Origin of the sequence: Rickettsia sp. MEAM1 (Bemisia tabaci), assembly GCF_002285905.1 — a bacterium.
In the GTDB taxonomy this organism is placed as follows: domain Bacteria; phylum Pseudomonadota; class Alphaproteobacteria; order Rickettsiales; family Rickettsiaceae; genus Rickettsia.
Window position 1 is genome coordinate 63,710 of sequence record NZ_CP016305.1, and the last position, 26,866, is coordinate 90,575.

Consider the following 26,866-nt stretch of genomic DNA (forward strand, 5'->3'; position numbering starts at 1 on the left):
CATAATCCCAAATACAATTTATTTATTAGACTCTGCTATTTCTGCTTTTAGCTTTTCTACTTGTTCTTTTGTTAAATCAGTAAATTCCATAATCTCACCCACGGGTTTTCTTTTTATAAGCATTTTCTTTGCCATTTCTATACTTTTTTCAGCCTTACCTTCGGCTTTACTTTCTTTTTTAGCTTTTTTAAGCGTATTAGCTTCGATCATAAGCCATTTTAAGCGGTCTTCATAAGTGTTTCGCTCTTCTTCGTTAAAATTCATAACCTCAAGTACGGTCAAGGCTTTCTTTAAAACTTTATTATCTAGTTTTTTTGGCAGCTTATCTTTGTTTAATAAATCATGGCGAGTTAAAAAAGCTAGCCATATATCAAGAGAATCTTTAACCTTTTTTACTATATCTGTTAGCTCTTCTTTAGCATTAGTAAATTTATTTAATTCTATTGTATGTAACTCTATATCTTCAAAATATACTAAGCTGGTTACTCTATCTCTTAGCTCAAAGGCACTATGATAGTTTGCAGTATTCGGAATACTAGTAAAATTTAGTATATGAATACCTATTGTTTTATTTAATTTTGAATAGTCATCACCGGCTTTTAGCTGTTCTGCATATAATTTAGACCAATAATATAAGGCTCTTTTATCATAGTCAGCTTCATCGGTCACCTGTATTTCGATATTGAACATTTTACCGGTTTCACTTTTAGCCTTTACATCGAGAATAGATAATTTATCTGCTGCAAAATTTTTCGGATTATACGGATTAAGCAGCGTTACTTCTACAATTTGATCTTTTTCACTAACTATTGAATTAATAAGTGATATCAATAAATCCTTATTCTCTTCCACTCCGAAGATTTTTTTAAATGCTAAATCTACTCTAGGATTAACTTTGTACATATCTCTTTTATTATTCTATTTAATATTTTTATTATATCATTTTCTGAACTAAATATCCATAATAGTTCGCCCCTAATAGTGAGTTGCAAATAAGCAACGATATTTCAGCTTATCATAATTATATTCCGAATAAATCCAATATTTAAGGATTATATTCCTAGGTTCTATGAAGATTTGTAATATGAATTGTTTAAGATGAGAAAATAATTAGTTTTATTAATGTATACCTTTAATACTTCAAGATTTGGTAAATACTAAGATAGAACTTCAAAAATTGGTGACAATGTTCTATAAGTACGCAGGTAGCCGCGTATTAAGTAACTGCTGCCGCTCCTCGTCTTATGAACCGATTACTCTTTTTGAAGTTGATCTTCGTATAAGCAAAATTTCGGGATTCGTCTTTGCTCACGTAGTTTATCTACGCTTGTGCAGACTCACCGCTTATTTGACTTACCAACTTTTGAAGTATTTGCGGTATATGTACTTCTTTTCCAAAAAAGCTTTAGATAATAATGAACATCTAAGGTAATAAGCAGGCTTCACCTTAGATGAAGTTATTTTATTCCAAATAAAATATGCCGCACCATACCAGTTAATGGTTCTGTGTACAAAGTTTAAATTACTCAAATTAACCACCAAAGAGCATAACGTTGGTGGCTGGGGAGTTAGAAGAACCGTCACAGAACAGTTATAACAGCCTTTAGGTTTAAAACCTTGTACATAGCTACTATCTCCCCAACCATGACAAAGTTGAGGAGCATTTTTAAATGGATGATGCTAACCATCTGTGATCAAGGGCTTCTATACCCTAGGATAGCATTACTGCTATCCTTGCAAAGGATTTTAGCTAACTTTTCTAAATGTCAACTATATTTTCTAATTAGCTACTTATTTGCAAACAGAAAGTATATTTTCGGTAAATGAAGAGTTAATAGACGAGATTTAATTACTCGTCTCTTACTACTAAGACTGATATACTAGAATGACGGACGATTTTAGAGGCATTAGGACCAAGCATATAATCTCTTAGCTGCGGTCTAACTGCTGAGATTATTATTAAATCAGCTTTGATATCATTGGAACGCTTAATTATTTCATCATAAACAGCACCGCTACCTATGTAATAATCGGCTTCAATTTCATCCGGTACATATTGTTTTATAAGCTCTTTTACTTGAGTTTGATATTTTGCTTTCTTTTCTGCAATCCAGTTTTTAGGTAAATAATCTTCGACCATTTTCATCCCAAAATCAGAAATCACATATATAAAATGTAGCTTTGCTTGAGAAGCTGTTGCAAACATTAAAGCTTTAGAAAGAAGAGCTTTCACAGACTTTTTATCTGCTAAGTCTATAGGTATAAGTATATTTTTAAACATAGTATTTCTATATAATACTCTAATAAATAGTTATTCTCTATTTCTTACCGAGTCATGTTTTGGTAAAACAAAGTTTTGAGTATCGGCAAAATAGTTAATGTTAATATTGTTCAATAAATAATTAGAAAATTTAAAACTTGCAACATTTCTATGAAAAGCACCAATAAATTTATCTAACATATTAGAATCTACATCATTTCTAGTTACTAAAATTGCTGATACTTTTACAGTTGTTTGATCATCTGTAATACATGGATATAAGCCTTTATGAAGCTCCGCTTTGCGAAAAGCTCTATTTTGTTGTATTAACTCTGCTATTTTAGCGTTTTCAATTGAAACAAAATCAATTTCACATCTATTAGCAATTAAATTCACTAAAGGGTTTGGATGCCCAACCATCATGATTATAGCATCTATTTCTTTTTGGCAGAATTTATCGATAGAATCTTCGTAATTAATATCAGTATTTATTGGTTCTTTAGCAAATTTATATAGAGAACACATTGCATCATAAGTAATATTGCTGCTGGAATATTCTGGACCACTAGTTATTCTCTTTCCATCAATATCAGCAAAAAACTTTATCTTATCCTCATCTTTTACAATAACTGTAAAAAATTCATCATGCAAATTCAGTAGCTGACGTAGATTTTGCATTTTTCCTTTATCGCTATAATAACCTATTCCATCATATGCTTCTACTGCAATATTTGCTTGCACTAAAGCTAAATCGATTTTACCTTGTTGCAATAATTTTAAATTTTCAATACTACCATTTGTTGCAACAACTTCGCATACTATATTTTCGTTATTTTTTTCATCTCCTATAATTGTTTTGCATAAATCAAGACCTATAGAATAATAACCTTGCAAAATAGAGCCAGTACCAATCTTAAAAACTTTTTGCTTTTGATCAGCATAAATATCACTACATGTAAGAATTATACTAAAAACAAAGCTATATAATACTAATTTAAGGTTATTCATATAATTAATTCGCATGATTTTCAGGCTGCTGTTCTTCTTTACTATCACCAAGTTTTAACTCAAGTAAATTAATAGAGCCGATATTTATTCCTTTTTCAGAAAATTCAACATCAAACTTAGCTTTTTCTATATTATTATAATCAGTATTTGAGCCAGCTGATTCTTTTTGATTAGCAATGAAAGCTGCTTCATCGGAAGCTTTATTAACTGCTTTAGCTATAACTGTTTTAATAAACTTTTTAGAAAACATAATGTTATTAGGTAATAACTTATCAATAATAGAGTGATAGTTTTCAAGCTCAAATGATAACTTACCTTGTGGTAATTTGTTAGCAAAAAATTGTAAAGCACCATTTAGATTGATTTTAGAGTTATGATCACAACTAAAAACAAATTTTTCTATATTAAAATTTTGTAAAATAGCAGAATTTTCACCATCTGGGGTAAATTTTAATAAAGCAGCAATATCTAAAGTAGCATTTTTAAAATTAGCTATATTCTTTTCAGAATCATAATTCATATTTAAAATCAATGAAATATCTTCGCTATCTGCTAGATTTTTCTTAGAAATAAAGAAAGCTAAATTATTAATTTTAAAAATCTCTTCATCATCTTTGAATATTAATAATGATTTATTATTAAGCTGAATCGATTTTATTACTTCTTTTAGATCATCATCTTTCGATATTTTATATAAAGGTTTATTAAATTTCCCTATTCCTTTTATATCCTCTTTACTACGCATATCATAGATGAAGGTTTTATCGCCGTAATTATCTACTTCTTTAATAAACGGTCCAAAATTTAAAGTAGCTTTTTTAGTACTAAACTTAATATTTAAAACAATATTTTCACTTGAAAGCTCTTTAGAATTTACATGATCTATTAATTTTACTTTTGGATCTGTTATAGTAATTTTCCAGTGAAACGGATATCCTGAAAATTTAACTGTATTATAGGATATTTTAAGATTATCCGATTCAGAATTTTTAATTAAATTTATTACATTGTTTTTCAAAGTATAAGCAGCAGCAAACCATACTATAGTAAAGGCTAAGAAAACAAAAATAAGTATTTTACGTATCACTTTTTTAATCCATCATTTTATGTTACGAGTAGCAGAAGGGAGACGTACTTTTATACCGTCTAATTTTTCAGTTAAAATAATCTGACACCCTAATCTAGAAGTATCTGTAAGACCAAAGGCTAAGTCAAGCATATCTTCTTCTTCTTCCTTAGGTTTTTCTAATTTGTTGTAAAATTCTTCCTCTAAAATAACATGACAAGTAGCACAGGCAAGAGAACCTTCACAAGCACCCTCAAGATCTATGCTATTACTATGAGCAACTTCTAAAATAGAAAGCCCTAGCGGTGCTTCTATTATTTTCTCTTCCCCATTATTTATAACAAATGTAACTTTTATTGTTTTTGACATTATCCTCTTTCTTCCTCAGATTTTTCATATAACTTATCTTATAAATAGGAATTTGCAGGAAACACGGAACGCAGCATACATAAACGTATGTAAGCATGCGAGTAACGGATTGACGTACAAATTACCTTTAGAAGTAAGTTATTTAATTTGATTGATATTTTTACCTTTCAACAAATCACTAATTACTATATTAATCTTTGTATTTAAAGATTTTTTTGTTTTAGATTTAAAATCTTTAACAGCATTATTAATTAAAGCACGATCTCGTGCATCTATTGCATGCTTTATGTTATTTAATAAACTACTGATTATATGCTTTTCGTTTTCTGATAGCAAATCTACTAATTCTTTAATAGCATGTTCTATATTAAAAATCAAAGATTCAGCTTCAATAACTGTTTCTTGTAATAATCTTGCAGCATGATCCAGTTTAGCATTTTTATAAGCATTTTCTAAAACCTTATCAACTTTGCCTGCATCAATCCCATAATCCGGCTTCACTTCTATGATATGCGAGGTATTACTTATTTTTTCGTAAGCAGAAACAGATAATATACCATCAGCATCAATAGAAAAAGTAACTTCTGCTCTAATACTTCCTGCTTTCATGGGAGGAAGTCCATTTAGCTCAAACCTAGCCAAAGTACGGCAGTCTGCTACCATTTCACGTTCACCTTGTAGTATATGAAATTGTATGCCAGTTTGATTATCAGCATAAGTTGTGAACTCTTTTATCACAGAAATAGGAATTGGGGTATTTCGCATGATAATTTTTTCAACGATGCCGCCATACAATTCCATACCTAAAGATAAAGGTACTACATCAATCAATAATGAATCGATGTTCGGTGTTGTTAGATTTTCTGCTTGCAGTGCAGCCCCGTATACAATAGCTTTATTAGGATCAATATCTGAAAGAATATTTACTTTAAAAGCTTTATATAATTCATCCTTGATTAACGGAATACGAGTTACACCACCTACTAAAATAATGCCTTCTATGTTTGGATTTCCTGCTATTTCCAAACATTCTTTGGCTATATTGATTGTACGACCTATTATAGGGGTAATTAACTGTTCAAATGTTTGTTTATCAAGCGATATATTATTGAACTCAAAATTATCTTGGTTCGATAATGCTTCTTTTGCCTTTTTAGCAAACTCTAGAGTATCAGTGTTATCAGGTAAGTTAAATTTATTACAAAAATAATCAGCAATGATTTTATCTATATCATCGCCGCCAAGCATATTATCACCATTTGTTGCTATAACCTGAAAAACTCCCTCTGTAATATTTAGAATTGATACGTCAAAAGTACCACCACCTAAATCATATACAAGATAACAACCTGTATGATTTTTATTCAATCCATAAGCATAGGCAGCCGCAGTAGGCTCTGCAATTAGCCTTAGAACCTCTAAGCCTGCAAGCCTTGCTGCACGCATCACCTGCCCTCTCGCCGCATCATTAAAATGAGCTGGAACAGTAACAACAGCTTGGGTTACTTCGGTTGTAAGCTCTTTTTCTGCCTGTTGTTTTAAATATATAAAAACTTCTGCTGCAATTTCAGCAATCCGCATTTGTTTATTGGCAAATTTTAATTTAACTTCTTTACTTTGTAGATCTATATAATCTTTAACTAAAAAAAAAAGAGCAGGAGTATTTAGAATTTCATTTAATGTTTTGCCGAATAACCTTTTAATTGAACGTAAACCTTTATTACTACCTACTATAATATTGCTATTTATAAATTCTATAGTAGTTGGGATTAATTCTTTATTATCTTCAGTTTGTATAATTTTAACTTTTCTACCAGCTGAAATAGCTATTAGCGAGTTAGTAGTGCCAAAATCTATACCCACAGCTATTTTAGCTTCTTGTTTAGATTCTGCTTGCCCTGGTTCTCTAATTTCTATTATTTGCATAATTTCATTTTTTCCTGAAGCTTACTCAGCAATGTATGAATATATTTAAGTTTACTAGTTTTGATAGTCGCATCTGATAAATCTTGCTTTTTGAAAGACTCAGCTAAAAAATTTACTTCTGCTTTCTCCATTAATTCATATTTACTTTTTATTTCTTCTAAACTTTTATATGAGCTAGTATTTTCTATAAGCTCCATTTCATCCCAGAATATACTTAACTCAAGAGCAGAAAGCTTACTGCGTACTTTCTCATCATTTAAGTTTACGCCATACAAAAGCAGCATATATTCAGCACGCTTTAAACTATCTTTAAGGGTAGAATAAGCTTTATTTAGGTTTGATGCTATAATAAGATTTTGCTCTTTTTCTTGCAAATTTTTGGCTTTATCAGGATGATATTTTATCTGCATAGCAAAATATTGCTTTTCTAATATCTTCAAATCAATATTATAAATTTGCTCTAACCCTAGTAATTCAAAATAATTTTGCACTTTATTTGTAACTCATAAACTGATTTATCATATATTAGAAATATAAAAAATACAATTATGGAAATAGATATATTACATTTTGAAAAAAAATACCCAAACTTTATTCTAGCTGGCATAGATGAAGCTGGCAGAGGACCGCTAGCTGGACCAGTAGTAGCTGCCGCTGTAATAGTGGATCAAAACAATATTATAGCTGGCATTAATGATTCTAAAAAACTTTCTAAAAAGAAGAGAGAATTATTATATGAACAGATAACTGCTAATTACATTTGGGCAACCGGTATTATCTTACATACTGAGATAGATAAAATTAATATATTAGAAGCAACGAAAAAAGCTTGTCTTCTTGCTGCAGAACACCTTAGTACTAAGCTGGAAATAATTTTAGTTGATGGTAACATGCAATTCAGCGATAAAAGATTTATCAGCATTATAGACGGTGATAATTTATCACTATCGATTGCCGCAGCTTCTATTATAGCAAAAGTTACTAGAGACCGATTAATGCTAAAATTAAGTGAAGAATTCCCGCAATATTTATGGCATAAAAATTCAGGCTACGGCACAAAAGAGCATGCTCAGGCTATAAAAGAATATGGCTTATCCCCTTATCATCGCCTAAGTTTTACTAAAGCCTTATGTAAATAAAAGTTTATTTTTATATTATTAATATTAAACTTTAAGTTTAAATAAATATAGACATCATATACAAATTAGGATAAAATACGCCGCAAAAAACTACTAGATTTTGTGGTCAAAAAATTAAAACATGATTCCTGAGTAAAAATAATAATGACCGATAAAATAGCGGCACAAGAATTTTTAGAATATTATTTACCTAAGGATTTTAAAAAACTGATAGATTTATCAAAAATAACTGTAGAACAAGAAAGCTATATTGAAGAGTCTCTAAGTAAAAAATACAGTGATATAGTTTATGGAATTGAAACGAAAGAAGATGGCAAGGGATTTGTGTATATATTAATTGAAGCACAATCAACTGTGGATTTTGGAATGCTCTAAGATTATGGAAATATACCTTTAATACTTCAAGATTTGGCTTATACGAAGATCAACTTCAAAACAAAAAGAGTAATCGGTTTATAAGACGAGGAGCGGCAGCAGTTACTTAATACGTGGCTACCTGCGTACTTATAGAACATTGTTACCAATTTTTGAAGTTCTATCTTAGTATTTACCAAATCTTGAAGTATTAAAGGTATCCTCTTCAAAAAAAGCAACGCGTTATTGTCATAATTAAATATAATCTTTATAATGTTAGTTATTCAAACTAGCAAAAACATTTATGAAAGAATTTCCGAAAAATTATAATTTTATCGAAAGCGAAAAAAAATGGCAAAAAATTTGGCAAGAAAAGCAAATTTATGCATACAATGAGAATATCGCTAAAGATGAAACATTTGTTGTAGATACGCCTCCCCCGACTGTTTCGGGACAGCTCCATATCGGGCATGTTTATAGCTATACACAGACCGATTTTATAGTACGGTTTCAGCGTATGATGGGAAAAAATATTTTCTATCCTATGGGCTTTGACGATAACGGACTGCCGACTGAGCGACTTGTTGAAAAGCAAAGACAAGTCAAGGCGTATAATATGGGCAGAGAAGAATTCATAAATATTTGTAATGAGGTAGTAGCAAGCGAAGAAGAAAAATTTAGAAGTTTGTTTAATCAAATCGCTTTATCGGTAGACTGGAATTTAGAATATCAAACAATCAGTCCGCTATCTCGTAAAATCTCACAAATGTCTTTTCTTGATTTAGTAAAAAAAGGTGAGGTTTATCGTAATAATCAGCCAATTTTGTGGGATCCAGTAGACGGCACAGCCCTTGCTCAAGCTGATATTGAGGATAAGGAAAAAACCTCATTCATGAACTATATCACTTTTAAAACTGAAGCAAATGATGAATTTACCATCGCAACTACCCGACCTGAACTATTACCTTCTTGCGTTGCCGTATTCTATCACCCAGACGATAAGCGTTATCAGCATTTAGCAGGAAAGTTTGCCGTTACTCCGCTGCTTAATGTTAAAGTCCCGCTTTTAGCCGACCCGTTAGTGCAGCAAGATAAAGGCACAGGGCTTGTTATGTGCTGCACATTTGGTGATCAAACTGATATTATTTGGTGGAAAACGCATAATCTGCCTTTGAACACTATTATTACCAAAAAAGGTACGATAGATTTCCCTCATGAGATCGGAATAGACGGCTTAAAAATAAAAGAAGCAAGAAGCAAGATAATAGATATTTTAAAAGAGCAAGAATTGCTTGTTAAGCAAGAAGAGATTATCCAAACTGTTAAATGTGCTGAGCGTTCAGGTGCACCTCTTGAGGTACTGACTGTGCCACAATGGTTTGTTAAAACTATATCGCATAAAGATGAGCTATTAAAAAGAGCAAACGAACTAAATTGGCATCCTAAAAATATGAAAATTCGTTTAGATAACTGGATTAATGCCATATCTTGGGACTGGTGTATAAGCAGGCAGCGTTATTTTGGCGTGCCATTTCCTGTTTGGTATTCTAAAAGAATCGGCGAAGAGGGTAAAATTTTATACGCTGATATTTCGCAATTGCCTGTTGATCCTTTAAAAGATTTGCCTGCTGGCTATAGCAAAGATGAAGTAGAGCCTGACTTAGACGTTATGGATACTTGGGCAACTAGCTCTGTTTCGCCGCAACTTTCAACATGGGGTATTTCTGATGAGTTTGCCGTGAATAAGGATAGGCATGATAACTTATTCCCAATGGATTTAAGACCACAAGCACATGAGATTATTAGAACTTGGGCATTTTATACTATCTTAAAAGCTCATCTACATCAAAATACTCTACCATGGAAAAATATCATGGTAAGTGGTTGGTGCTTGGGTGAAGATCGTAGTAAAATTTCTAAATCTAAAGGGAATGTATTAGTACCAGAAAAATTGCTAGAGCAATATGGTTCTGATGTTATACGTTATTGGTCAGCTAATTCAAAATTAGGAGCTGACACTGCCTATTCAGAGGACGTAATGAAAAATGGCAAAAGGCTTGTTAATAAGCTATGGAATGCTGCTAAATTTGTTTCACAGCATTTTGATAAATTATCTGATGAAGACAAAAAAGCAAATCTTATAGATGTGAAAGAAAAAATTACTCATGAATTTGATCAGTGGATAATTAATAAGCTAGTAGAGCTAGTAAATAATACAACAAACGAGTTGCAAAATTATGAATATGCTAACGCTATGCATTTAACGGAAAAATTTTTCTGGTCAGTATTTTGTGATAATTATTTAGAAATCAGTAAAACACGTGCTTATAATGAAGAAAATAAAAACCCTAGCGGACAATATAGTAGCATATTAACGCTTTATCACGTTATGCAAACCTTACTTAAACTATTTGCACCATTTATGCCACATATTACCGAGGAGTTGTATCAAATATTATATAGTGAAAATTCTATTCACATTAAAGGTAATTGGGTTAATTATAGTAATTTAAACTATAAAGTCGAACCAGAACAAGCAGAAGGCTTGCTTGAAATTTTAGATCATGTTAGAAAATTTAAAGCTGAAAAGAATCTATCCATAAAAGCAGAAGTACAATTGCTTGAAGTTAGCGGCATTGAATTATCCGAAGAATTGACATTAGATTTAAAAAATGTTACATCAGCAAAAGAAATAAAATTCAAACCAACAAATAATGAAATTAAAGTCAGTATTCTCACCTAAAAATATTTTAGGTTCTATTCTCTTGCTTTTTGCCAGTATATTTTTTTATACTCACGTGCTTGAACATGATTGGCATTATAAAGTGCCAACCGATGAAGAAGTAAAAAAATATAGAATTAGTGAGAATACGACTCTCTCACTCTATCAAGTTATGAAAGATACTCATGAGTTGTTAACTAAGCACAATATTAATTATTGGATAGACGGAGGCACCTTACTTGGGGCAGTTCGTCATCAAGGGATAATACCTTATGATGATGATCTTGATATTGGCATAATGCAGGAAGATGAGATAAGGCTACAACAAATATTCCCTGAGTTTCAAAAACTAGGCTATTCTATTTCTCATGATTTAGCTTATGCAATATGTCAAAAAGGCTGTATTGATATTTTTACTTTTCAAAAAAACCAAAATAAATTTATTCATTCTAACTTAAAAACACGCACTCAATATCCTAATGATTTCTTTTATGATCATGAATTATTGCCTTTAAAAAAATATAAATTTGGTGATATAGAAGTTTATGGTCCCTATAACCCAAAGGAAAATTTAAATAGACAATATCCTGAATGGGATAAATATGCGGTGATACATCATCCACACACTTTTCATTTGTTTTTTCTATCAAATATCGAGAGAAAAACTAAATTCATCTTAACGCCGAAATTATTAAAACCGGCTAAAGCACTTAAGCCCTTAAAAAATAGAGTAAACTAACGTTACTAGATGATACTACAAACTAGAATTATTAGAAATAGTAGAGCAATATCATGCAGATATAGGATTATTATTAGATTATTTTGATCAAAAAGGAAACGTTGATTATAACACAGGTCTAACTTTATGTGTTAAATCATCTCTCAAGAAATACTACCTCTTACCAGCAAAGGCTTTAATTTTGCTTAAAAATTTTACAAAAGAATAATTGCATTTAAAATTGCTATAGCTCATAATGGTTAATTTAAATTAACTATTATGAAAAATTATGAGCAGTAAGCTTGAAATAATATTAAACTATTATAATAATATATCAGCTTTTTCAACATGCTTATGGAAAAGTACTACTGCACTTGCAAGGTTTGATTTTGGTAAATTATTTAAAATATGGGGATATGATAAAAATTTTGATAATTTACCCACAACAACAAAAAATTTTGTTTACACAGAACATTTACAAGCACTATTAAGCAGCATAGCAAAAACTAAAAAATATCAAGGTGAAAATATTACCGATAAAAATTGGCAAAATATTTTTAACGAACTAAATAACTATGATCATTTTTTACATATAAAATTACAAAAATTAATAGGAATAGAAAATAAAAATCTTATTGACGCAATTCTAAAATATATAGGAGATATAAAATCACTAGAATTTATTGAGTTACGTAATAAAGTTCAGTTGTTTTTAGAGAATAATTTTGAGCATTACGCAAAATTATTTGAATCAGCAGAAAAAATTTCTAATACGTCATATCCGCTCACTAAAGAATATTTCCTATATCGATATGTTGCTAAGGCAATATTATATAAGCCAAACGTGAATTATGCAGAAGAATTTAACAAAGAAAAAGAGATACATTTAAATTTTGTAAGGTATATTAGTTCATTAAAGCAAAGTTACTTTAAGCTAGAAAAAGCTAAAGATCAATTTAACGAGGAACATAAAATTAACTCTTGACTAATAGAAAAATCCAATTCTATTAGCAGCCATTCTGGCAAAATAGCATTGACTTATAGTACTCTTATAACAGGAGTAATATTACTTCGTTCATATGTATTTGATGAAGAAGAACCACTATATGAGCTGTGTGCTTTACCAACTACTATTCTTGCTATATTACAACTTTTATTATCTTTTCCGAGTACCGTATTATCAAGTAAACAAACCAAAATCATTAATTATAATCTGTTTAAGGAATTAGAAAGTAAAACAAACGATAAAAGTCATTTTGAAGATATTAAATTTTTATTTGATAATACTCCTACCTTTTCTGATAATTTGATAAATAATGTAGTTATTTGTTTTAGATATGCAGCAAATCTACTATTACAGCCTATTGATTTATTAAATAATAATACTGTAAATTATTTTATAACATGTACCGCTCTACGTTGGTTATCCGCAGCTGGAGTCGTCGAAGAACAAAGTAAAGTTACGAGCTTTATGCACAATAAGCTACTTGGATTTTTGCACAATAAAATTGTTCCTGCTTTAATTGAAAATAAGTTGTTTTCGTCTGAAGAAACTAAACAACCCTCAGCTATAAGCTGAGGGTTGTTTAGTTATTATTAAATTCAAGAATAAATTATGATTAACTATGATTTAAATACTAATTATACATACTATGTGCTGGAGGGGTTAAGAGCACAAATAGCCCCTATGCATTTAGGCATAAAGATTTTGAAAGAAGCATATGAGCGTGAATCATTAGAGGAGAATGGTTTTGCTAGAATCATGCATTCTTACTTAACGCTTTGTGAGCGTATGACTAGAAAATATGAAAAGCCAGAATTTAATATCCTTGAAACTACTATTGATAACAAAGCCTGTAAGATCAATGAAAAAGTTATATTGAAGAAGCCTTTTTGTGAGTTACGTCATTTTGAAAAATTAGGTTTTAAAAATGCACTACCTAAATTGTTGATAGTAGCACCTATGGCAGGTCACCACGCTACGTTACTCCGCTCAACTGTGCAGGAATTATTACCATATACGGATGTCTATATTACCGACTGGACGGAAGCAAGCTATGTACCGCTTGAAGCAGGTTCTTTTGATATGGATGATTACATTGATTACGTAATGGAGTTTATTAATTTTCTAGGACCAAATGTTCATACTATGGCTGTTTGTCAACCGACTGTACCTCTACTTGCTGCTATTAGTTTAATGTCGAAAGATAATAGCCCAAACGTTCCAAGCTCAATGATTTTAATGGGCGGTCCTATTGATGCTAGAAAAAACCCAACAGCAGTAAATGAATTTGCTCTAAGCAAAAGTTTGGAGTGGTTTTGCAAAATGGTTACAATGCAAGTACCACCTAATTATCCTGGTCATGGTAGAAAAGTATATCCAGGATTTTTACAACTTGCAGGTTTTGTAAGCTTAAATCTATTTCGTCATATAGATTCGCATTTGGAATTATGGCAAAATTTATTAAATTGCGATTATCAAAAAGCTGATCATACTATTAAATTTTATGATGAATATTTAGCTGCTATGGATATGCCGGCAGAATTTTACCTACAAACTATCGATGAAGTATTCCAACAATTTTCACTAGCAAGAGGCAAATTAGTTTCAGAGCAACGTCCTATTGATTTAAAAAATATTACTAAATGTGCATTACTTGGTATAGAGGGAGAACTTGACGACATTGCAGCAGTTGGTCAAACCAAAGCTGCTTTAAAGCTTTGTGCCAATATTCCCGAATCAATAAAGAAATATCATTTACAAAAAGGTGCAGGACATTATGGCGTATTTAGCGGCAGTAAGTTTAAACAGTTTATAGTACCTGTTATTAAAAGCTTCATATACGATTTTGACCAAGCTAATTTTAAACAACCTAAAGCTAAAATGGTTTGATAAAACTCTAATAATAGTATGTCATAATGCGATTCGATTGCGGTATCTTAAGGACACGGCTAGTAAGATTCATTTTACTATATTTCTAGTTTGGTCTTCCCATCTCAATAATAGTTGAATCTTTAAAATCAGTATTTATTAAAAAAGGTACGGTAATATAAGCTTGTATTCTATTATTAGCTACTTCTTGTGCTATACTATCATCAATTGGCTCGCTAAAGCTTTTACTATATTTAAGAAGCTTCGTAGCAGCTTTTAAATTTACTAAATAACCTGTAGAAGTATAAAAATACCTTTGGCTACCAATTTTTTTAAGATAAGGATTATTATAAATTTTATAAAATTTTTGCCTCGGTAGATGCATTAAAAATAAATAGACTAGATCCCAATCACTAGGTAAAGATTTGATTATGGTTGAGAATTTCTTATAAAAATTTTCTTCTAATATAGCATCGTCTTCTAAAATTAAGGCATATGGAATATTTTCTTCAACCATTTTAAGCCAAATTTCTCTATGGCTACAATAACACCCAAATTCACCCGCGGTTAAAGTGCGATTTAATATCTTGCTATTTGCATAATAATTTATATTCTCTGATGGACAAACAATAGTATAATTATTATCTAAAAGGGAAGAATTATTCTTTACATCTAAACCAGTAAACTTTTCTCCTTTTTGGTTTGTTATAGATAATTCATAACCATCTACTGCTCTAAATCTTTCATAAGGTAAATTAATATCAATAAATTGTTTATTTATATTATTATATCTATTGGTACTATGATCTAGATTAATTACAAAAATTTTAATATCTTTTTCACTAATTGGATTATTTTTTAACTGATAAGTAATATAGAATAAAGAAATTTCATTTGATCCAAACTTACAAAATATTAATAGGCAGCTAATTATAATAAATAATATAAAAAAATACTTTTTAATGTGATAAATTTTATTTTTCATTTAGTAAAGGTAACAAAGGTAAAAGTTTTCCTTTTAATTTCTCTTTTATTATGGGGTAATTATTTAAAGAATTGGGTACAATTGAGTTATTATATATTTCACAATATTTTTCGTCATTTTGATCAACAGAAATAATATAGTTATATAGATCTTCTTCTGAAGCAAAATCTTTAGCAAATATTACTGCCTTAGGATTTACGTCTTTAACATAGCTTTTATCTGCATAATAAATAGGCGCCGCTCCAGCTAGATAAGCTTGGAAAGGTTTTTCAGTAACATAGCCTTCATACGTTTTATTTTCATAAGCAATTACAAATTTGCATTCAGATAACCACTCTCTAGTGTTTTCTTTAGGTACTACTCTAGCTTCGTTATTTAAGTATTTACCTCCGCTTCTTATTCTTTTATATGATGATAGCTTGTGAAAAAATTTATCTCTTGCAACGCAACCATCAAATTTTTCAGTATCATCTATATGTGCACTAACAAGAAAACAAGCAAAATGCGGCTTATTCGGGTTGCATTTAGGTCTTTTATAATTTGTGCTTATCTCATTAGTAAAATACATATAATATAGAGGTATCCTTAATGCGGATGATCTATATAATCAAAACCTATAGCTATATCATAATTATCAGGGTTAGGTCTAATAGATTCACCAGTAAAAAATATTTTTATATTATTCTTGTTACTAATTTTTTTCTGACCGAAAACACTCTCAATTATAAGGTCATAATTTTTATGATCTATAAGAATTTTTCTTCCACTTTCTTCAATTATTTCTTTTATCATTGGCAGTTCATATATTGTAAATCCTGACCACATATTGATAAAACTAACTCTTAGAATATTTTCATTTTTTTTGGACTTTAAATTTTCTATACCATATGTGCAGACAAATACTAATAATATTGATATGCAAATTATAAAAAATTTTTTTAACATTTGAATTATCGATTTATTCTTCTATTTGTTGTGGTTGAGAATTTTCTGCTTCTACTTCAATAATTTCGGATTTGGAAGAAACAATTTGATAGCGTTCAAGACTTGCAGGTAGCGTTTTATTTCCTGAATCAATACCCAGTTTTTGTATATTCTTAACTCTTGACATAAAATTACGATTAAAAGAAGCCGCAAACTTATCATAATTAGTAACCATATTATGTAGATTATTGCCAATTTTTTGAGAATAATCTGCTATAGTACCAATAGAGCTTAATAACTTTCTTACCTCTTCAATGATTATTTTATAATTTTCTGAACGACGATGATCGGTAATTTGAAATTTTGCAAATGATAGCATATTCATAAGCCCACTAGGGCCTACTGGAAAAATACTACAACCCCAAGCTTTTTGTAAAAAATTAGGATCGGCTGCAATAACTTTCTCAACGGCTTGTTCAGTGGGTAAAAACATCAAAGTAATAACATTGTTATAATTCTGCTCTTTTTTATTTAAGTCAGCTAAAATATTTTCAGCATAATCTTTATTAGCTAGTGACTTTAAATGATAATTCATAGTTTTGCTAAGATTCCCACTATTATCCTGCTCATCAACTAAAAATTTGGAAGCTTTTGAATCAATCACCATCAAATTACCGGACGGCAGAAAAATAAGTGCATCAGGTCTTAATTTAGTACTATCTGAGGTGGTTAAGCCATATTGCATGATGAAATCTAAATTAGAACGTAATCCTGATGATTTTAAGATATTTTCGAGAGTAATCTCAGCAAGTAGCCCTGCCCCAATAGGCGAAAGTAACGACTGTTTGATTAAGTCCACTGTGCTTTTAGACTGCTCAATATCTTTATTAAGTGTCCCTATCATAGTAATTAAACGCTCAAACTCACTATTAAACTTTCCAGAAGCAGTAGCAATATTTTTCTCAGCTAACTCTCTTGCTGCTGTGTTTTCCATTTTATGGATTTCGATAAGTTGCTTGGATAAATCCTTGCCTAAATCAAATAAAGCAGCTTTAGCCGAAGAAAAGGACTCATTACGTATTTTTTCAGAATCCTTAATAGATTGTTCTTGATACTCCACTCTGCACTTTAGTTGCTCGATTTTTTGTAAGTAAGCTATTTTTTCTTGATTAAGTAGCTGATTATTGTTAGAGATTTCTAAATTTTGATCTGTTAAGAATTGTAGCTCTGTTTTTAAAGTTCTAACTTTTATATAAAACCAGATTATTATAACTAGTAAAATAAGTATTATAGTTATGATTACAGGTATTAAATAAGGCATAAAGTGAAGTGTTAAATAAGATTTATTTGTGTGGCTCAATTTTCCCTCTGTCACCCCGTGACTTGTTCACGGGGTCCAGTTAAAAATACTAATAAAATTAGTATTTTTAGTTATTTTTCTGGATCTAGTTCCCAAGCCACGGTATGACACCCAAAGCGTTAAAAACGCAGATACAAGCTACTAGGTGATAAATACTACGCCGGTATGTCTTCAACAGCTGCTTGCTTTTTACTTGTTTTTGCTGTTGGGGTAATAATAGAAGTAATTATTGGCTCTATTAGCCCTTTAACTACATCTTCTGTAATAGTGACACGCTGTTTCTTCAGCTCAGCAACTTTATACATACTATCAAGTAAAAGATGCTCAATTATTGAACGAAGACCTCTTGCTCCAGTTTTTTTAGCTAAAGCTTTTTCAGCGATAGCTTCTAATGCAGAATCCTCAACTATTAACTCAGCTTCATCAAGCTCAAATTGTTTTTTAAACTGTTTTACTATAGCATTTTTTGGCTTAGTTAAAATTGTAACTAAAGCTTCTTTATCTAAATCATATAAGGTTGTAACGATTGGTAATCTTCCGATAAATTCAGGAATTAATCCAAATTTTGTTAGATCCTCAATCTCTAAAGATTTAAGAATTTCTCTGTTAATTTTTTCTTTGTCAATATTTACATTTGCTGCAAAACCTATAGAGCTATTATTTGTTCTAGAAGTTATGATGCTATCAATTCCCATAAAAGCACCACCGCAAATAAACAAAATATTTGAGGTATCGAGCTGCACAAAATCTTGCTGTGGATGTTTTCGACCACCTTGCGGAGGAACAGAAGCAACCGTTCCTTCCATAATTTTAAGTAGTGCTTGTTGTACGCCCTCCCCTGATACATCTCTAGTAATTGAAGGGTTTTCAGATTTTCTAGCAATCTTGTCAACTTCATCAATATAGATTATACCTTTTTGTGCTTTAGCCACATTAAACTCGGCAGCCTGAAGTAATCTAAGTAAAATATTTTCAACATCCTCACCAACATAACCAGCTTCCGTTAAAGAGGTAGCATCAGCCATAGTAAAAGGTACGTCTAAAATTTTAGCAAGTGTTTGAGCAAGTAAAGTTTTACCAGAACCAGTAGGACCAATTAACAAAATATTAGATTTATTAAGCTCAACATCATTATTGCCTGATTGGACATATTCAAGCCTTTTATAATGATTATATACCGCTACTGCTAGAATTTTTTTAGCTTGCTCTTGACCAACTACATAATCATTTAAAACTGAACATATTTTTTGCGGAGTTGGAATAGTGGAAGTAATCTGCTTTAACGCAATTTTACTCTCTTCTTCCATTATATCCACGCATAAATTTATACATTCATCGCAAATAAATACTGCAGGACCTGCTATTAACTTTTTCACCTCATGCTGCTTTTTGCTACAGAATGAACAAATTAATTCTTTTTTATTAGCTTCTACTACCATCAATTTTTCTTTTTTTATGTTTATATACTTAGTTGTCTATCATGATGACGTACTTGCATGGCTTAACTCTGTCATCCTGTGGAGGCTTTGTTGCGTGGATCACTTATGTCATTCCTAGCAACGGCGGGAATCCAGAAAAAATTATAAATACAGCAAATTTTTAAAACTAAAAGCTCGATTTCTCTTGCTTTATGCTGGATTCCCGCCGTTGCTAGGAATGACATAAGTGATCCATGCAACAACGCCAGCTCGCAATGACGTTTTTGTTACAAAACCCTACCATACATATAGTAATCTTTATGCTCGTTTGCAACTATTTCATATTTTTTAAGTATTCCCTCACGTACAAACCCGCATCTTTCAAGTAAATTAATTGAGCGTAAATTATCTGTAATTACTGTTGCTTGAACTCTGACAATTCCAATATGATCAGCAATTTTTAAAATATTTTTTATAGATTTTAACATTATGCCCTGCCCCCAAAAGCTATAATCCAAATCATAACTGATTTCTGCCTTGTGATGCTCTAAATTTATTATATTAAAACCAGCAGTACCAATAAGTTTATTATCACTTTTAAGTGCAATACCCCAGTAAAAACTTCTGTGATTCTTATATAAACTAGACCAATAACGAATTTCTTCCTTAGCTTCCTCTAAAGTTTTTGGTCTGTTACTTTCTGTTATATAAATAGCCATTTCAGGCTTATTCATATAATTAAAATAGTCTTCCGCATCTGTATCCGTTAGCTCTCTTAAAATTATATCATCTAAATCAAGCGTAGGAAAGGGGGAGTATAAATATTTTCTATCAATCATACATGTATACTCGCTGAATTTGAAAAATTGGCGTCGTCGTCTTTGTAAATCCTCGGAGGCTCACGTATTAATTAACTGCTGCCGCTCCTCGTCTTACAGTCTCCTTGCTCTTTTCCAAATTGAGCTTCGTCTACCAACTATTTGTTTATTAAAATTATCTATAATTAATTGGGTCTTGTACATTATTCTTTTTAAAAGCATCAAGCCTTATCGTGCAAGCAAGGCAAGTGCCGCAAGATAGATCATCTTCGCTAGGATCATAACATGATATGGTATTTTTATAATCTACTCCAAGCCTAAGCCCTGTTTTAATTATCTGATCTTTAGTCATATTAATCAAAGGAGTATGAATAGTAACACCTCCTATATTGGTTGCTAGGTTTGCCATTGCTTCAAAAAATTTGATATATTCAGGACGGCAATCAGGATAATTTGCTGAATCGCTAGTATGTACGCCTATAAAAATATCCTTAGCACCTATTATTTCGGCAAACCCTAATGCGTAACTTAAAAAGATCGTATTACGGGCAGGTACATAGGTAACCGGTATATCTTCAGGTAGCTCTTTCCCATCCTGATAATGAGGAACTTTTATATTATCATCGGTAAGAGCAGAACCACCGAAAGCTCTTAAGTCTATATTGACAATTTTATGTTGCTTGACGTTATACTCTTTTACTAGCTCCGTAACTTTCCGTAGTTCAGCATTATTACGCTGCCCATAATTAAAACTTATAGCATGAATCTCATAACCTTGCTCTCTCATTATTGCAAGAACAGTAGCAGAATCCGCCCCACCACTAACTAAAATAACCGCTTTTTTCATTGTCTTACCGATAAAGTTAATTTTTGGGCAACTAAAGCATTTAAACTAATTTTTGCTCTAAATGCTTCTAATGCTAAAGCTCTATGTATACGCTTATCTACTCGAATATTAAATTGTCCACTATATTCTTTTCTAGATGGTGCTAAAGGAACAGGTTGATTATGGCTTACATAACTTTCTTTCATTAAAAACCAAGCTTCTTGTAATTCCTGCAATGCCTTTTCAGGTGAATCACCAAAAGCCGATACATTAGGTAATTCTTCAAATTTTGCTAACCAATCTCCATCAATATCTTTAAAAAGCTCTATAGTAAAGCCGTCAAATATATCATTACTTTTCATCTTCTTTACCTTTTTCAAAGTTTAAAAATTGTCGAACTTGATATTCTTTCGCCATATTTCCAACAGTCTGAACAGATAACCTATCACCTCTAGGTGAATACCAAATTTGATGGCTACCTTTTTGTCTATCTTTAATCCAACCACACCCAATCATTAAATTATGAAACTCTGAGAAACTTAACCCTTTAGGATTTTGCTTAGCTTTACTTATAAGTTTTATATGCTGATTCATATTGTAACTATATATAGTTATAAATTGCAAGTCAAATTATTATACAAGTCAAATTATTATATTTGTATGCATTATTAAAGCAACAAGTTTTAATTAAATCTATTTTCTATAAATTAACCTTAATTACTCCTAAATATTCTTGACTAAATAGTGATAATAATTTAAAGTCACGCTGTTACTTTGATAACTTATGGCGGGTGTAGCTCAGTTGGTTAGAGCATCAGGTTGTGGTTCTGAGGGTCGCGGGTTCGATTCCCGTCACTCGCCCCATATATATTTATTAATTTCATAAACACGGTGACAGATTCAGAACTTGAGGTTGTCTTTATTCCACCTTTACTACAGTTATTAATATCATCAGAAAATAATAAAGGATTACCTTTAGCTGAAGAAGAAGTTTTAAATATTTGTGATAATGCGACTGGTATATTAGTCAGTAAAGATAGAGCTAGAAAGCTTGAAATATCTACAGGATATAAAGATATCAACCCTGAAAATTGTTGGGAAGAGTGGCAAGCTTACAAAAATAAATCTGCTTAAATAACTTTATTTTGAAGCATTTTCTATTATTTCTTTTGCTTTAACATAGTATTATGAACACTAAACTTTTATATAGACTGGCTAAAAACTTAAGATTCTATAAAAAAGATTTGATCATCGTTATAATCTCTCTTCTTAGCGTATCGCTTGCGTTATTACTAATCGGAAATGTTTTCAGAAATTTAGTTGATCAGGGTTTGGTTTTAGATCGCACTGCGGCAGTTGATAAATCCATATTATATATCTGCCTACTTATTATTATCTTAAGCATTGCTAGTTTTTTCCGCTCATATTTTATTAATAATGTTGCTGAAAAAGTCTCAAGTCAAATAAGAAAAGAAGCCTATAGCAATCTAATTAATTATGAAATTACTGAATTTGAAGAACTAAAAATTGGCGATATAATCTCACGTCTAACGAGTGATATAGATCAAATATCTAAGCTTATTGTTAATTTCCTATCTTTTTTTATTCGCAATTCAGTGATGTTAGTCGGTAGCATTATTTTGATGTTTTTTGAAAGTTTTAAACTAGCATCGATAGTAATTATTACCATTCCTTTGCTGCTAATTCCCATAATCAAATTTGGTAAACATGTTAAAGCTTTATCCAAAAAAACCTTAGAATCTCAATCACTTTTAGCATCTGATATTAACGAAAGCTTTAGCAATATTAAAACCATTCATGCTTTTGGCGGTCAGGCAGCTAAAATTACTGAGTTTAATAATCTGCTGCAAGATTATTTGACCTATTCGGCAGCTCGTTTAAAAATTCGTGCTTTGTTTTTTGCATTCTCAATGGCTTTTATATTTCTTGGGATTACGCTGGTTATTTGGATTGGGGCTTTGGATATAGTAAAAGGTAATTTATCCTCTGGTCAAATTATATCATTTATTTATTATGCAATTATTGTCGGCTTTAGTAGTGGCGGTATTTTTGAGCTATTAAGTGAAATGCACTTGCCGCTTGCTGCTTTAGAGCGAATAGTTACCATCATTGATAAATCACCTATAGTTAATCATAATAATTATTCAGATTTAAAGCCCGTTAATTCTATATCGTTAGAGTTTAAAAACGTAAATTTTTCCTACCCATCAAGACCTAATTTAAAAATCCTCAATAATATATCTTTTAAAATAGATTCTACCAAGTTTATTGGCATCGTTGGCAGATCAGGCTCAGGTAAAAGTACTTTAATGCAGTTGCTATTACGCTTTTATATCCAAGAAAGCGGTACAATTCTAGTAAATAACCAAGATATTGCTCTTTTAAATCCTAATGAAATCCGTAAATTAATCGCTTATGTTCCGCAAGAAGCTAGTATTTTTTCTGGTACTATTAAATCAAATATTATGTTTGGTACAGCACACTCCATAAAGCTCGATACAAGCGAATTTTGCAGGATTCGCCTTTGCTCACGTATTAATATACGCTCCGCAGACTCACCTTTAAATTCATCTTGTCTAGAGCTTTCTGAAACATGCTGTAATATTAACGTTAGCGAAGAGGAAATAACCGAAATAATAAAAATTACCGGTATAGCTGATTTTGCTGATAAAATTCCTGATGGGATTAATGCCAAAATTGGCGAAAAAGGTGTTAGGCTATCAGGCGGACAGAAGCAAAGAATAGCCTTAGCAAGGGCTTTACTACGCAAACCGCAGATTCTACTTCTCGATGAAGCAATGAATGCTTTAGATAGTCAAAGCGAGCAGAAACTATTAAGCTCTATTAGGGATATAATGAAAGGAAGAATTGTTATATCAATCGCCCACCGCATCAGCAGCATAGAATCAGCCGACAATATTTTGATAATAGATAAAGGAGCAGTAGAAGCCGAGGGAACGCACGCTCATTTATTAAAAACCTCCAACCTCTACCGCACTATTTATAAGGAAGTGGATTTATTATAAAATAAGTATTAAATTATTGCCCTTATAGAGAATATAAGTTATATATTTTCAAGTAATAGTTAATAAGCAGAAAAGGAAATAACATGAGCTTTGAAAATAAATTAGTGATAATTGTAAATAAAGATATTGAGATTGGAGTTGCTATGAATGCAGTAGCACATAGCTCTCTTGCGGCTGGAGCTTTACTTGGTAAGCCTACTTGTTTCTTACAACCGAATATTGATGCAAGTGGTAATAATTGGCAAATTTCAGGAATGCCTTATATTATTTTACGTGGCAAATCAAGTGAGATAAAAAAAGCTATACTTAATGCAAAAGAGTCTGAAGTTATGCATTTGGCATTTACAGATAGTATGACCGGAGGAACATATTTGGAACAAATAGAAAATATTGCAAAAAAGACAGAAGAAGAACATATTTATTATGCAGCCGTACTTTTTGGAAAATGGGATACGATTTCTCAAATAACAAAAAAGTTTTCTTTATATAGATAAGGAAACGATTTTATATGACTAATCACCCTCGCATCGGTGTCGGGATTATCCTATTTAATAGTAAAAATGAAATCTTGCTTGGTAAGCGTATTAACTCACACGGTGAATTTACCTATGGTAATCCGGGCGGGCATTTAGAATTTGGTGAAACTTTTGAAGAGTGCATCATTAGAGAAGTTTTAGAAGAGACAAATTTGATCATTAAAGATCCTGAATTTTTAGCCGTCACTAATGATGTTTTTGAAAAAGAGCAAAAACATTACATATCGATTTTCCTTAAAGCTCATTGTTTGAATGAGCATGAATTACAGAATCTAGAACCCCATAAAGTAGAAAGCTGGCAATGGTTTGCTTTAGATAAACTACCTGACAATCTCTTTCTACCTTTAAAAAAATTACTTAATGGTAAGGGTTACAGAAGTGGTTCATACTAAAAAGCATCAAACATAAAAAAATACCTAAGTTAATCTCATCAAAAGCCCTTTTTAAAGCGGTAGCAAAAAATAATATCGCAGGCACTAAATTTTTGCTTGAGCATGGTATTAGTCCAAATGAAACGCATCCAAATGATTCTATTGAATATAAATCTTTACATTGGATTATATCAAAAAACGGTGAACTAATAGAGATAGAAGTAGGTATTGACACACCATTACATATAGCAGCTAAAAATGGTTATACCACTGTTGTGAAAATTCTTCTTGAAAATGGAGCTTTTATAAATGCTAGGGATTATTTTGGCTTTACTCCTTTACATTCAGCAATCATATCATCGTATAAACTCAGTTCTATAAAGCTATCATTAGAATACGGTGCTAGTATTACTTTAGAAATTATCGATGGTTATTACAGAGGTAAAACACCAGTAGGTTTATTAAAAAAGATAGGAAGTAAAAAAGATAAAAAAGTAGTAGCTTTAAGAGCTTTACTGGAGCTTGAAAAATTATATCGTAATAAAGAACTAGATAAAATTGTTAAAAAAACTTATATTAAAGAACCACATATCAAAGATTTTATAAAATGGAAAATAGAAGCTGAAATACCTAAATTTATTAAAAGTAATATATCTCTTTTAAATAAACATATAAAAAAATTATTTGCTCTTAACAAATTTTTGCAAAATAATTCGGCTTTGATTAGTAATGAAACAACAAAACTTTTAGAAGAAAAAATTCAAAAATATACAGGTAATCAAGTTTTGAGGGTGTCAGGAAGTTTGTGTAAGTTGTAAAAATAGTTAAGAATAAAAATAACATAAACAACTTACATGGAGCTAATATGAAGAACAATAACAAAGTATCAAATCCAGCTATAGAAAAATTAGTATCAGAAATACTATCACAAAGTGATCCATCTGAAATATTTGGTAAAGAAGGGATATTTCAGGGAATTAAAAAGCAGATAGTAAATAAGATTTTAGAGAAAGAAATGGAATCTCATATAGGTTATGAGAAACATTCTAAAAATGAGAAATACTCAGATAACAGACGTAATGGTAATTATGAAAAGACTCTAATAGATCCAGAAGGTCGTAAATTGACAGTAGAAGTGCCAAGGGATCGGGATGGAGAATTTGAACCTCAACTAATTCCAAAAGGAGTGCGTAAATTTGAAGGATTTGATGATAAAGTAATATCCTTATATGCTCGGGGAATGACCATTAGGGAAATACAAGGGCACTTAGAAGAACTATATGCCACCAAGGTATCATCTGAGTTAATATCAAAGGTAACTGATGGTATTTTAGAGGAAGTAACTGCTTGGCAGAATAGAGCACTTGATAATGTATATCCTATAATGTACTTAGATTGTATTCATGTTAAGGCAAGAGATAATCATGTAATAATAAATAAAGCGGTTTATCTAGCTATTGGAGTGAATATGGAGGGCAAGAAAGAGCTATTAGGAATTTGGATAGGCAAGAATGAAGGGTGTAAATTTTGGATGCAGGTAGTAACAGAACTGAAGAATCGAGGAGTTGCACAAATATATGTTGCATGTGTTGATGGTCTTAAGGGTTTTCCAGAGGCGATAAATAGCATTTTTCCAAAGACGATAGTGCAGTTGTGTATTGTTCATATGGTAAGAAATTCTGTAAAATACGTATCATACAAAGATCTAAAAGCGGTAACAGCTGATTTAAAAGCAGTTTATTCTGCAATAAATGAAGCAGAGGGATTAAGAGAATTACAAAACTTTGCCAAAAAATGGGATGAAAAATATCCAGTTATTTTTGACATATGGCAACGAAATTGGTCTGGCATAGCTCCATTTTTTAGCTTTCCGGAAGACATTAGGAAGGCGATTTACACTACTAATGCTATTGAATCCACTAACCGTCAAATTCGTAAAATTATTAAAAATAAAGGAGTATTTCCAGATGACAAATCGATTCAGAAAATAATCTTTTTGGCGTTGACAAATGCCTCTAAAAAATGGACAATGCCTATTAAGAATTGGGCGATGGCTTTAAATCAATTTGCTATACTTTGTGATACTAATTTACAAAATTGGGCAAATGGAGAAATCGTACTTACACAAAAAATCTGACAGACCCTTA

Annotated in this window: 29 protein-coding genes and 1 tRNA gene; 14 read left to right on the forward strand and 16 right to left on the reverse strand. The window is 31.1% G+C overall.

Annotation, left to right across the window (positions count from 1 at the left end):
* Positions 1–18: 18 nt before the first annotated feature.
* The 7 genes from BA173_RS00325 to hscB form a co-directional block, all read right to left on the reverse strand.
* Positions 19–903, reverse strand: coding sequence for an Rpn family recombination-promoting nuclease/putative transposase (locus tag BA173_RS00325; RefSeq protein WP_016948240.1), 885 nt, complete (start codon positions 901–903; stop codon positions 19–21).
* Positions 904–1,849: 946 nt separating this feature from the next.
* Positions 1,850–2,281, reverse strand: a complete 432-nt coding sequence (locus BA173_RS00330) for a universal stress protein (protein WP_016948239.1) — start codon at positions 2,279–2,281, stop codon at positions 1,850–1,852.
* Between the two features lie 30 nt (positions 2,282–2,311).
* Positions 2,312–3,268 (reverse strand): TAXI family TRAP transporter solute-binding subunit, encoded by a 957-nt coding sequence (locus tag BA173_RS00335; protein WP_068041174.1) that lies wholly within the window; start codon positions 3,266–3,268, stop codon positions 2,312–2,314.
* A gap of 4 nt (positions 3,269–3,272) precedes the next feature.
* Complete coding sequence (locus BA173_RS00340) at positions 3,273–4,355, reverse strand: hypothetical protein (RefSeq protein WP_068041157.1); 1,083 nt, start codon at positions 4,353–4,355, stop codon at positions 3,273–3,275.
* Positions 4,356–4,367: 12 nt separating this feature from the next.
* Complete coding sequence (locus BA173_RS00345) at positions 4,368–4,703, reverse strand: ferredoxin family 2Fe-2S iron-sulfur cluster binding protein (RefSeq protein ID WP_011477186.1); 336 nt, start codon at positions 4,701–4,703, stop codon at positions 4,368–4,370.
* Between the two features lie 138 nt (positions 4,704–4,841).
* Positions 4,842–6,629: a Fe-S protein assembly chaperone HscA gene (hscA, locus tag BA173_RS00355; protein ID WP_016947631.1), complete on the reverse strand. Its 1,788-nt coding sequence runs from the start codon at positions 6,627–6,629 to the stop codon at positions 4,842–4,844.
* A complete protein-coding gene (hscB, locus tag BA173_RS00360) occupies positions 6,620–7,120 on the reverse strand; it encodes a Fe-S protein assembly co-chaperone HscB (RefSeq protein WP_012151757.1) in 501 nt (166 codons plus the stop codon). The genes hscA and hscB overlap by 10 nt, the downstream gene beginning before the upstream one ends.
* Positions 7,121–7,177: 57 nt before the next feature.
* Between hscB and BA173_RS00365 the strand changes: the two genes are divergently transcribed.
* The 7 genes from BA173_RS00365 (at position 7,178) to phaZ (ending at position 14,455) form a co-directional block, all read left to right on the forward strand.
* On the forward strand, positions 7,178–7,768 hold the full coding sequence (locus BA173_RS00365) for a ribonuclease HII (RefSeq protein ID WP_016947632.1): 591 nt from the start codon (positions 7,178–7,180) through the stop codon (positions 7,766–7,768).
* 144 nt (positions 7,769–7,912) lie between these two features.
* On the forward strand, positions 7,913–8,143 hold the full coding sequence (locus tag BA173_RS00370; protein WP_016947633.1) for an Rpn family recombination-promoting nuclease/putative transposase: 231 nt from the start codon (positions 7,913–7,915) through the stop codon (positions 8,141–8,143).
* 283 nt (positions 8,144–8,426) lie between these two features.
* A complete protein-coding gene (locus BA173_RS00375; protein ID WP_016947634.1) occupies positions 8,427–10,865 on the forward strand; it encodes a valine--tRNA ligase in 2,439 nt (812 codons plus the stop codon).
* The gene (locus BA173_RS00380) at positions 10,834–11,583 is read left to right on the forward strand and encodes a LicD family protein (RefSeq protein ID WP_068041163.1); all 750 of its coding nucleotides are present in this window, start codon (positions 10,834–10,836) and stop codon (positions 11,581–11,583) included. Before BA173_RS00375 ends, BA173_RS00380 begins: the two co-directional genes overlap by 32 nt.
* Before the next feature lie 268 nt (positions 11,584–11,851).
* A complete protein-coding gene (locus BA173_RS08305) occupies positions 11,852–12,547 on the forward strand; it encodes a hypothetical protein (protein WP_016947636.1) in 696 nt (231 codons plus the stop codon).
* A gap of 48 nt (positions 12,548–12,595) precedes the next feature.
* Positions 12,596–13,141 (forward strand): hypothetical protein, encoded by a 546-nt coding sequence (locus BA173_RS08310; protein WP_016947637.1) that lies wholly within the window; start codon positions 12,596–12,598, stop codon positions 13,139–13,141.
* Positions 13,142–13,177: 36 nt separating this feature from the next.
* Complete coding sequence (gene phaZ / locus BA173_RS00390) at positions 13,178–14,455, forward strand: polyhydroxyalkanoate depolymerase (protein WP_016947638.1); 1,278 nt, start codon at positions 13,178–13,180, stop codon at positions 14,453–14,455.
* Positions 14,456–14,540: 85 nt separating this feature from the next.
* Here the strand turns inward: phaZ and BA173_RS00395 are convergent, their stop codons facing one another.
* The 9 genes from BA173_RS00395 to BA173_RS00430 all read right to left on the reverse strand — a co-directional run bounded on the left by BA173_RS00395 (position 14,541) and on the right by BA173_RS00430 (position 21,359).
* A complete protein-coding gene (locus BA173_RS00395) occupies positions 14,541–15,419 on the reverse strand; it encodes a glycosyltransferase family 25 protein (RefSeq protein WP_016947639.1) in 879 nt (292 codons plus the stop codon).
* A complete protein-coding gene (locus tag BA173_RS00400; RefSeq protein WP_068041175.1) occupies positions 15,409–15,987 on the reverse strand; it encodes a glycosyltransferase family 10 domain-containing protein in 579 nt (192 codons plus the stop codon). Before BA173_RS00400 ends, BA173_RS00395 begins: the two co-directional genes overlap by 11 nt.
* Positions 15,988–16,004: 17 nt before the next feature.
* Positions 16,005–16,364, reverse strand: a complete 360-nt coding sequence (locus BA173_RS08315) for an alpha-1,3-fucosyltransferase (RefSeq protein WP_162267393.1) — start codon at positions 16,362–16,364, stop codon at positions 16,005–16,007.
* Positions 16,365–16,377: 13 nt separating this feature from the next.
* Complete coding sequence (locus BA173_RS00405; protein WP_068041164.1) at positions 16,378–17,664, reverse strand: DNA recombination protein RmuC; 1,287 nt, start codon at positions 17,662–17,664, stop codon at positions 16,378–16,380.
* 194 nt (positions 17,665–17,858) lie between these two features.
* On the reverse strand, positions 17,859–19,142 hold the full coding sequence (gene clpX / locus BA173_RS00410; RefSeq protein WP_016947787.1) for an ATP-dependent Clp protease ATP-binding subunit ClpX: 1,284 nt from the start codon (positions 19,140–19,142) through the stop codon (positions 17,859–17,861).
* Positions 19,143–19,408: 266 nt separating this feature from the next.
* Positions 19,409–19,960, reverse strand: coding sequence for a GNAT family N-acetyltransferase (locus BA173_RS00415; protein ID WP_016947754.1), 552 nt, complete (start codon positions 19,958–19,960; stop codon positions 19,409–19,411).
* Between the two features lie 154 nt (positions 19,961–20,114).
* On the reverse strand, positions 20,115–20,786 hold the full coding sequence (queC, locus tag BA173_RS00420; RefSeq protein WP_016947753.1) for a 7-cyano-7-deazaguanine synthase QueC: 672 nt from the start codon (positions 20,784–20,786) through the stop codon (positions 20,115–20,117).
* Positions 20,783–21,127 (reverse strand): toxin-antitoxin system HicB family antitoxin, encoded by a 345-nt coding sequence (locus BA173_RS00425; RefSeq protein WP_016947752.1) that lies wholly within the window; start codon positions 21,125–21,127, stop codon positions 20,783–20,785. Before BA173_RS00425 ends, queC begins: the two co-directional genes overlap by 4 nt.
* Positions 21,117–21,359: a type II toxin-antitoxin system HicA family toxin gene (locus BA173_RS00430; RefSeq protein ID WP_068041165.1), complete on the reverse strand. Its 243-nt coding sequence runs from the start codon at positions 21,357–21,359 to the stop codon at positions 21,117–21,119. Before BA173_RS00430 ends, BA173_RS00425 begins: the two co-directional genes overlap by 11 nt.
* Before the next feature lie 193 nt (positions 21,360–21,552).
* Between BA173_RS00430 and BA173_RS00435 the strand changes: the two genes are divergently transcribed.
* The 7 genes from BA173_RS00435 (at position 21,553) to BA173_RS00465 (ending at position 26,856) form a co-directional block, all read left to right on the forward strand.
* Positions 21,553–21,629 (forward strand) — tRNA-His (locus tag BA173_RS00435).
* Between the two features lie 27 nt (positions 21,630–21,656).
* Positions 21,657–21,899, forward strand: coding sequence for a hypothetical protein (locus tag BA173_RS00440; RefSeq protein WP_068041172.1), 243 nt, complete (start codon positions 21,657–21,659; stop codon positions 21,897–21,899).
* A gap of 53 nt (positions 21,900–21,952) precedes the next feature.
* Entirely contained in the window at positions 21,953–23,812 is a 1,860-nt protein-coding gene (locus tag BA173_RS00445; protein ID WP_068041173.1) for an ABC transporter ATP-binding protein, read from the forward strand.
* 83 nt (positions 23,813–23,895) lie between these two features.
* Positions 23,896–24,306 (forward strand): DUF2000 domain-containing protein, encoded by a 411-nt coding sequence (locus tag BA173_RS00450; protein ID WP_016948639.1) that lies wholly within the window; start codon positions 23,896–23,898, stop codon positions 24,304–24,306.
* Between the two features lie 14 nt (positions 24,307–24,320).
* Positions 24,321–24,740, forward strand: a complete 420-nt coding sequence (locus tag BA173_RS00455) for a nucleotide triphosphate diphosphatase NUDT15 (protein WP_016948640.1) — start codon at positions 24,321–24,323, stop codon at positions 24,738–24,740.
* 92 nt (positions 24,741–24,832) lie between these two features.
* Positions 24,833–25,537 (forward strand): ankyrin repeat domain-containing protein, encoded by a 705-nt coding sequence (locus BA173_RS00460; RefSeq protein ID WP_016948641.1) that lies wholly within the window; start codon positions 24,833–24,835, stop codon positions 25,535–25,537.
* Positions 25,538–25,584: 47 nt separating this feature from the next.
* Positions 25,585–26,856 carry an IS256 family transposase gene (locus tag BA173_RS00465; protein WP_068042377.1) on the forward strand — a complete coding sequence of 424 codons (1,272 nt, stop codon included), beginning with the start codon at positions 25,585–25,587 and terminating at the stop codon, positions 26,854–26,856.
* Positions 26,857–26,866 lie beyond the last annotated feature (10 nt).

Bases quoted from the DNA above. Each gene is read 5' to 3' on its own strand.
- BA173_RS00325 (WP_016948240.1), bottom strand. From the start codon at position 903: ATGTACAAAGTTAATCCTAGAGTAGATTTAGCATTTAAAAAAATCTTC.
- BA173_RS00330 (WP_016948239.1), bottom strand. From the start codon at position 2,281: ATGTTTAAAAATATACTTATACCTATAGACTTAGCAGATAAAAAGTCT.
- BA173_RS00335 (WP_068041174.1), bottom strand. From the start codon at position 3,268: ATGAATAACCTTAAATTAGTATTATATAGCTTTGTTTTTAGTATAATT.
- BA173_RS00345 (WP_011477186.1), bottom strand. From the start codon at position 4,703: ATGTCAAAAACAATAAAAGTTACATTTGTTATAAATAATGGGGAAGAG.
- hscA (WP_016947631.1), bottom strand. From the start codon at position 6,629: ATGCAAATAATAGAAATTAGAGAACCAGGGCAAGCAGAATCTAAACAA.
- BA173_RS00365 (WP_016947632.1), top strand. From the start codon at position 7,178: ATGGAAATAGATATATTACATTTTGAAAAAAAATACCCAAACTTTATT.
- BA173_RS00370 (WP_016947633.1), top strand. From the start codon at position 7,913: ATGACCGATAAAATAGCGGCACAAGAATTTTTAGAATATTATTTACCT.
- BA173_RS00375 (WP_016947634.1), top strand. From the start codon at position 8,427: ATGAAAGAATTTCCGAAAAATTATAATTTTATCGAAAGCGAAAAAAAA.
- BA173_RS08305 (WP_016947636.1), top strand. From the start codon at position 11,852: ATGAGCAGTAAGCTTGAAATAATATTAAACTATTATAATAATATATCA.
- phaZ (WP_016947638.1), top strand. From the start codon at position 13,178: ATGATTAACTATGATTTAAATACTAATTATACATACTATGTGCTGGAG.
- BA173_RS00395 (WP_016947639.1), bottom strand. From the start codon at position 15,419: ATGAAAAATAAAATTTATCACATTAAAAAGTATTTTTTTATATTATTT.
- BA173_RS00400 (WP_068041175.1), bottom strand. From the start codon at position 15,987: ATGTATTTTACTAATGAGATAAGCACAAATTATAAAAGACCTAAATGC.
- BA173_RS08315 (WP_162267393.1), bottom strand. From the start codon at position 16,364: ATGTTAAAAAAATTTTTTATAATTTGCATATCAATATTATTAGTATTT.
- BA173_RS00405 (WP_068041164.1), bottom strand. From the start codon at position 17,664: ATGCCTTATTTAATACCTGTAATCATAACTATAATACTTATTTTACTA.
- clpX (WP_016947787.1), bottom strand. From the start codon at position 19,142: ATGGTAGTAGAAGCTAATAAAAAAGAATTAATTTGTTCATTCTGTAGC.
- BA173_RS00415 (WP_016947754.1), bottom strand. From the start codon at position 19,960: ATGATTGATAGAAAATATTTATACTCCCCCTTTCCTACGCTTGATTTA.
- queC (WP_016947753.1), bottom strand. From the start codon at position 20,786: ATGAAAAAAGCGGTTATTTTAGTTAGTGGTGGGGCGGATTCTGCTACT.
- BA173_RS00425 (WP_016947752.1), bottom strand. From the start codon at position 21,127: ATGAAAAGTAATGATATATTTGACGGCTTTACTATAGAGCTTTTTAAA.
- BA173_RS00430 (WP_068041165.1), bottom strand. From the start codon at position 21,359: ATGAATCAGCATATAAAACTTATAAGTAAAGCTAAGCAAAATCCTAAA.
- BA173_RS00445 (WP_068041173.1), top strand. From the start codon at position 21,953: ATGAACACTAAACTTTTATATAGACTGGCTAAAAACTTAAGATTCTAT.
- BA173_RS00450 (WP_016948639.1), top strand. From the start codon at position 23,896: ATGAGCTTTGAAAATAAATTAGTGATAATTGTAAATAAAGATATTGAG.
- BA173_RS00455 (WP_016948640.1), top strand. From the start codon at position 24,321: ATGACTAATCACCCTCGCATCGGTGTCGGGATTATCCTATTTAATAGT.
- BA173_RS00465 (WP_068042377.1), top strand. From the start codon at position 25,585: ATGAAGAACAATAACAAAGTATCAAATCCAGCTATAGAAAAATTAGTA.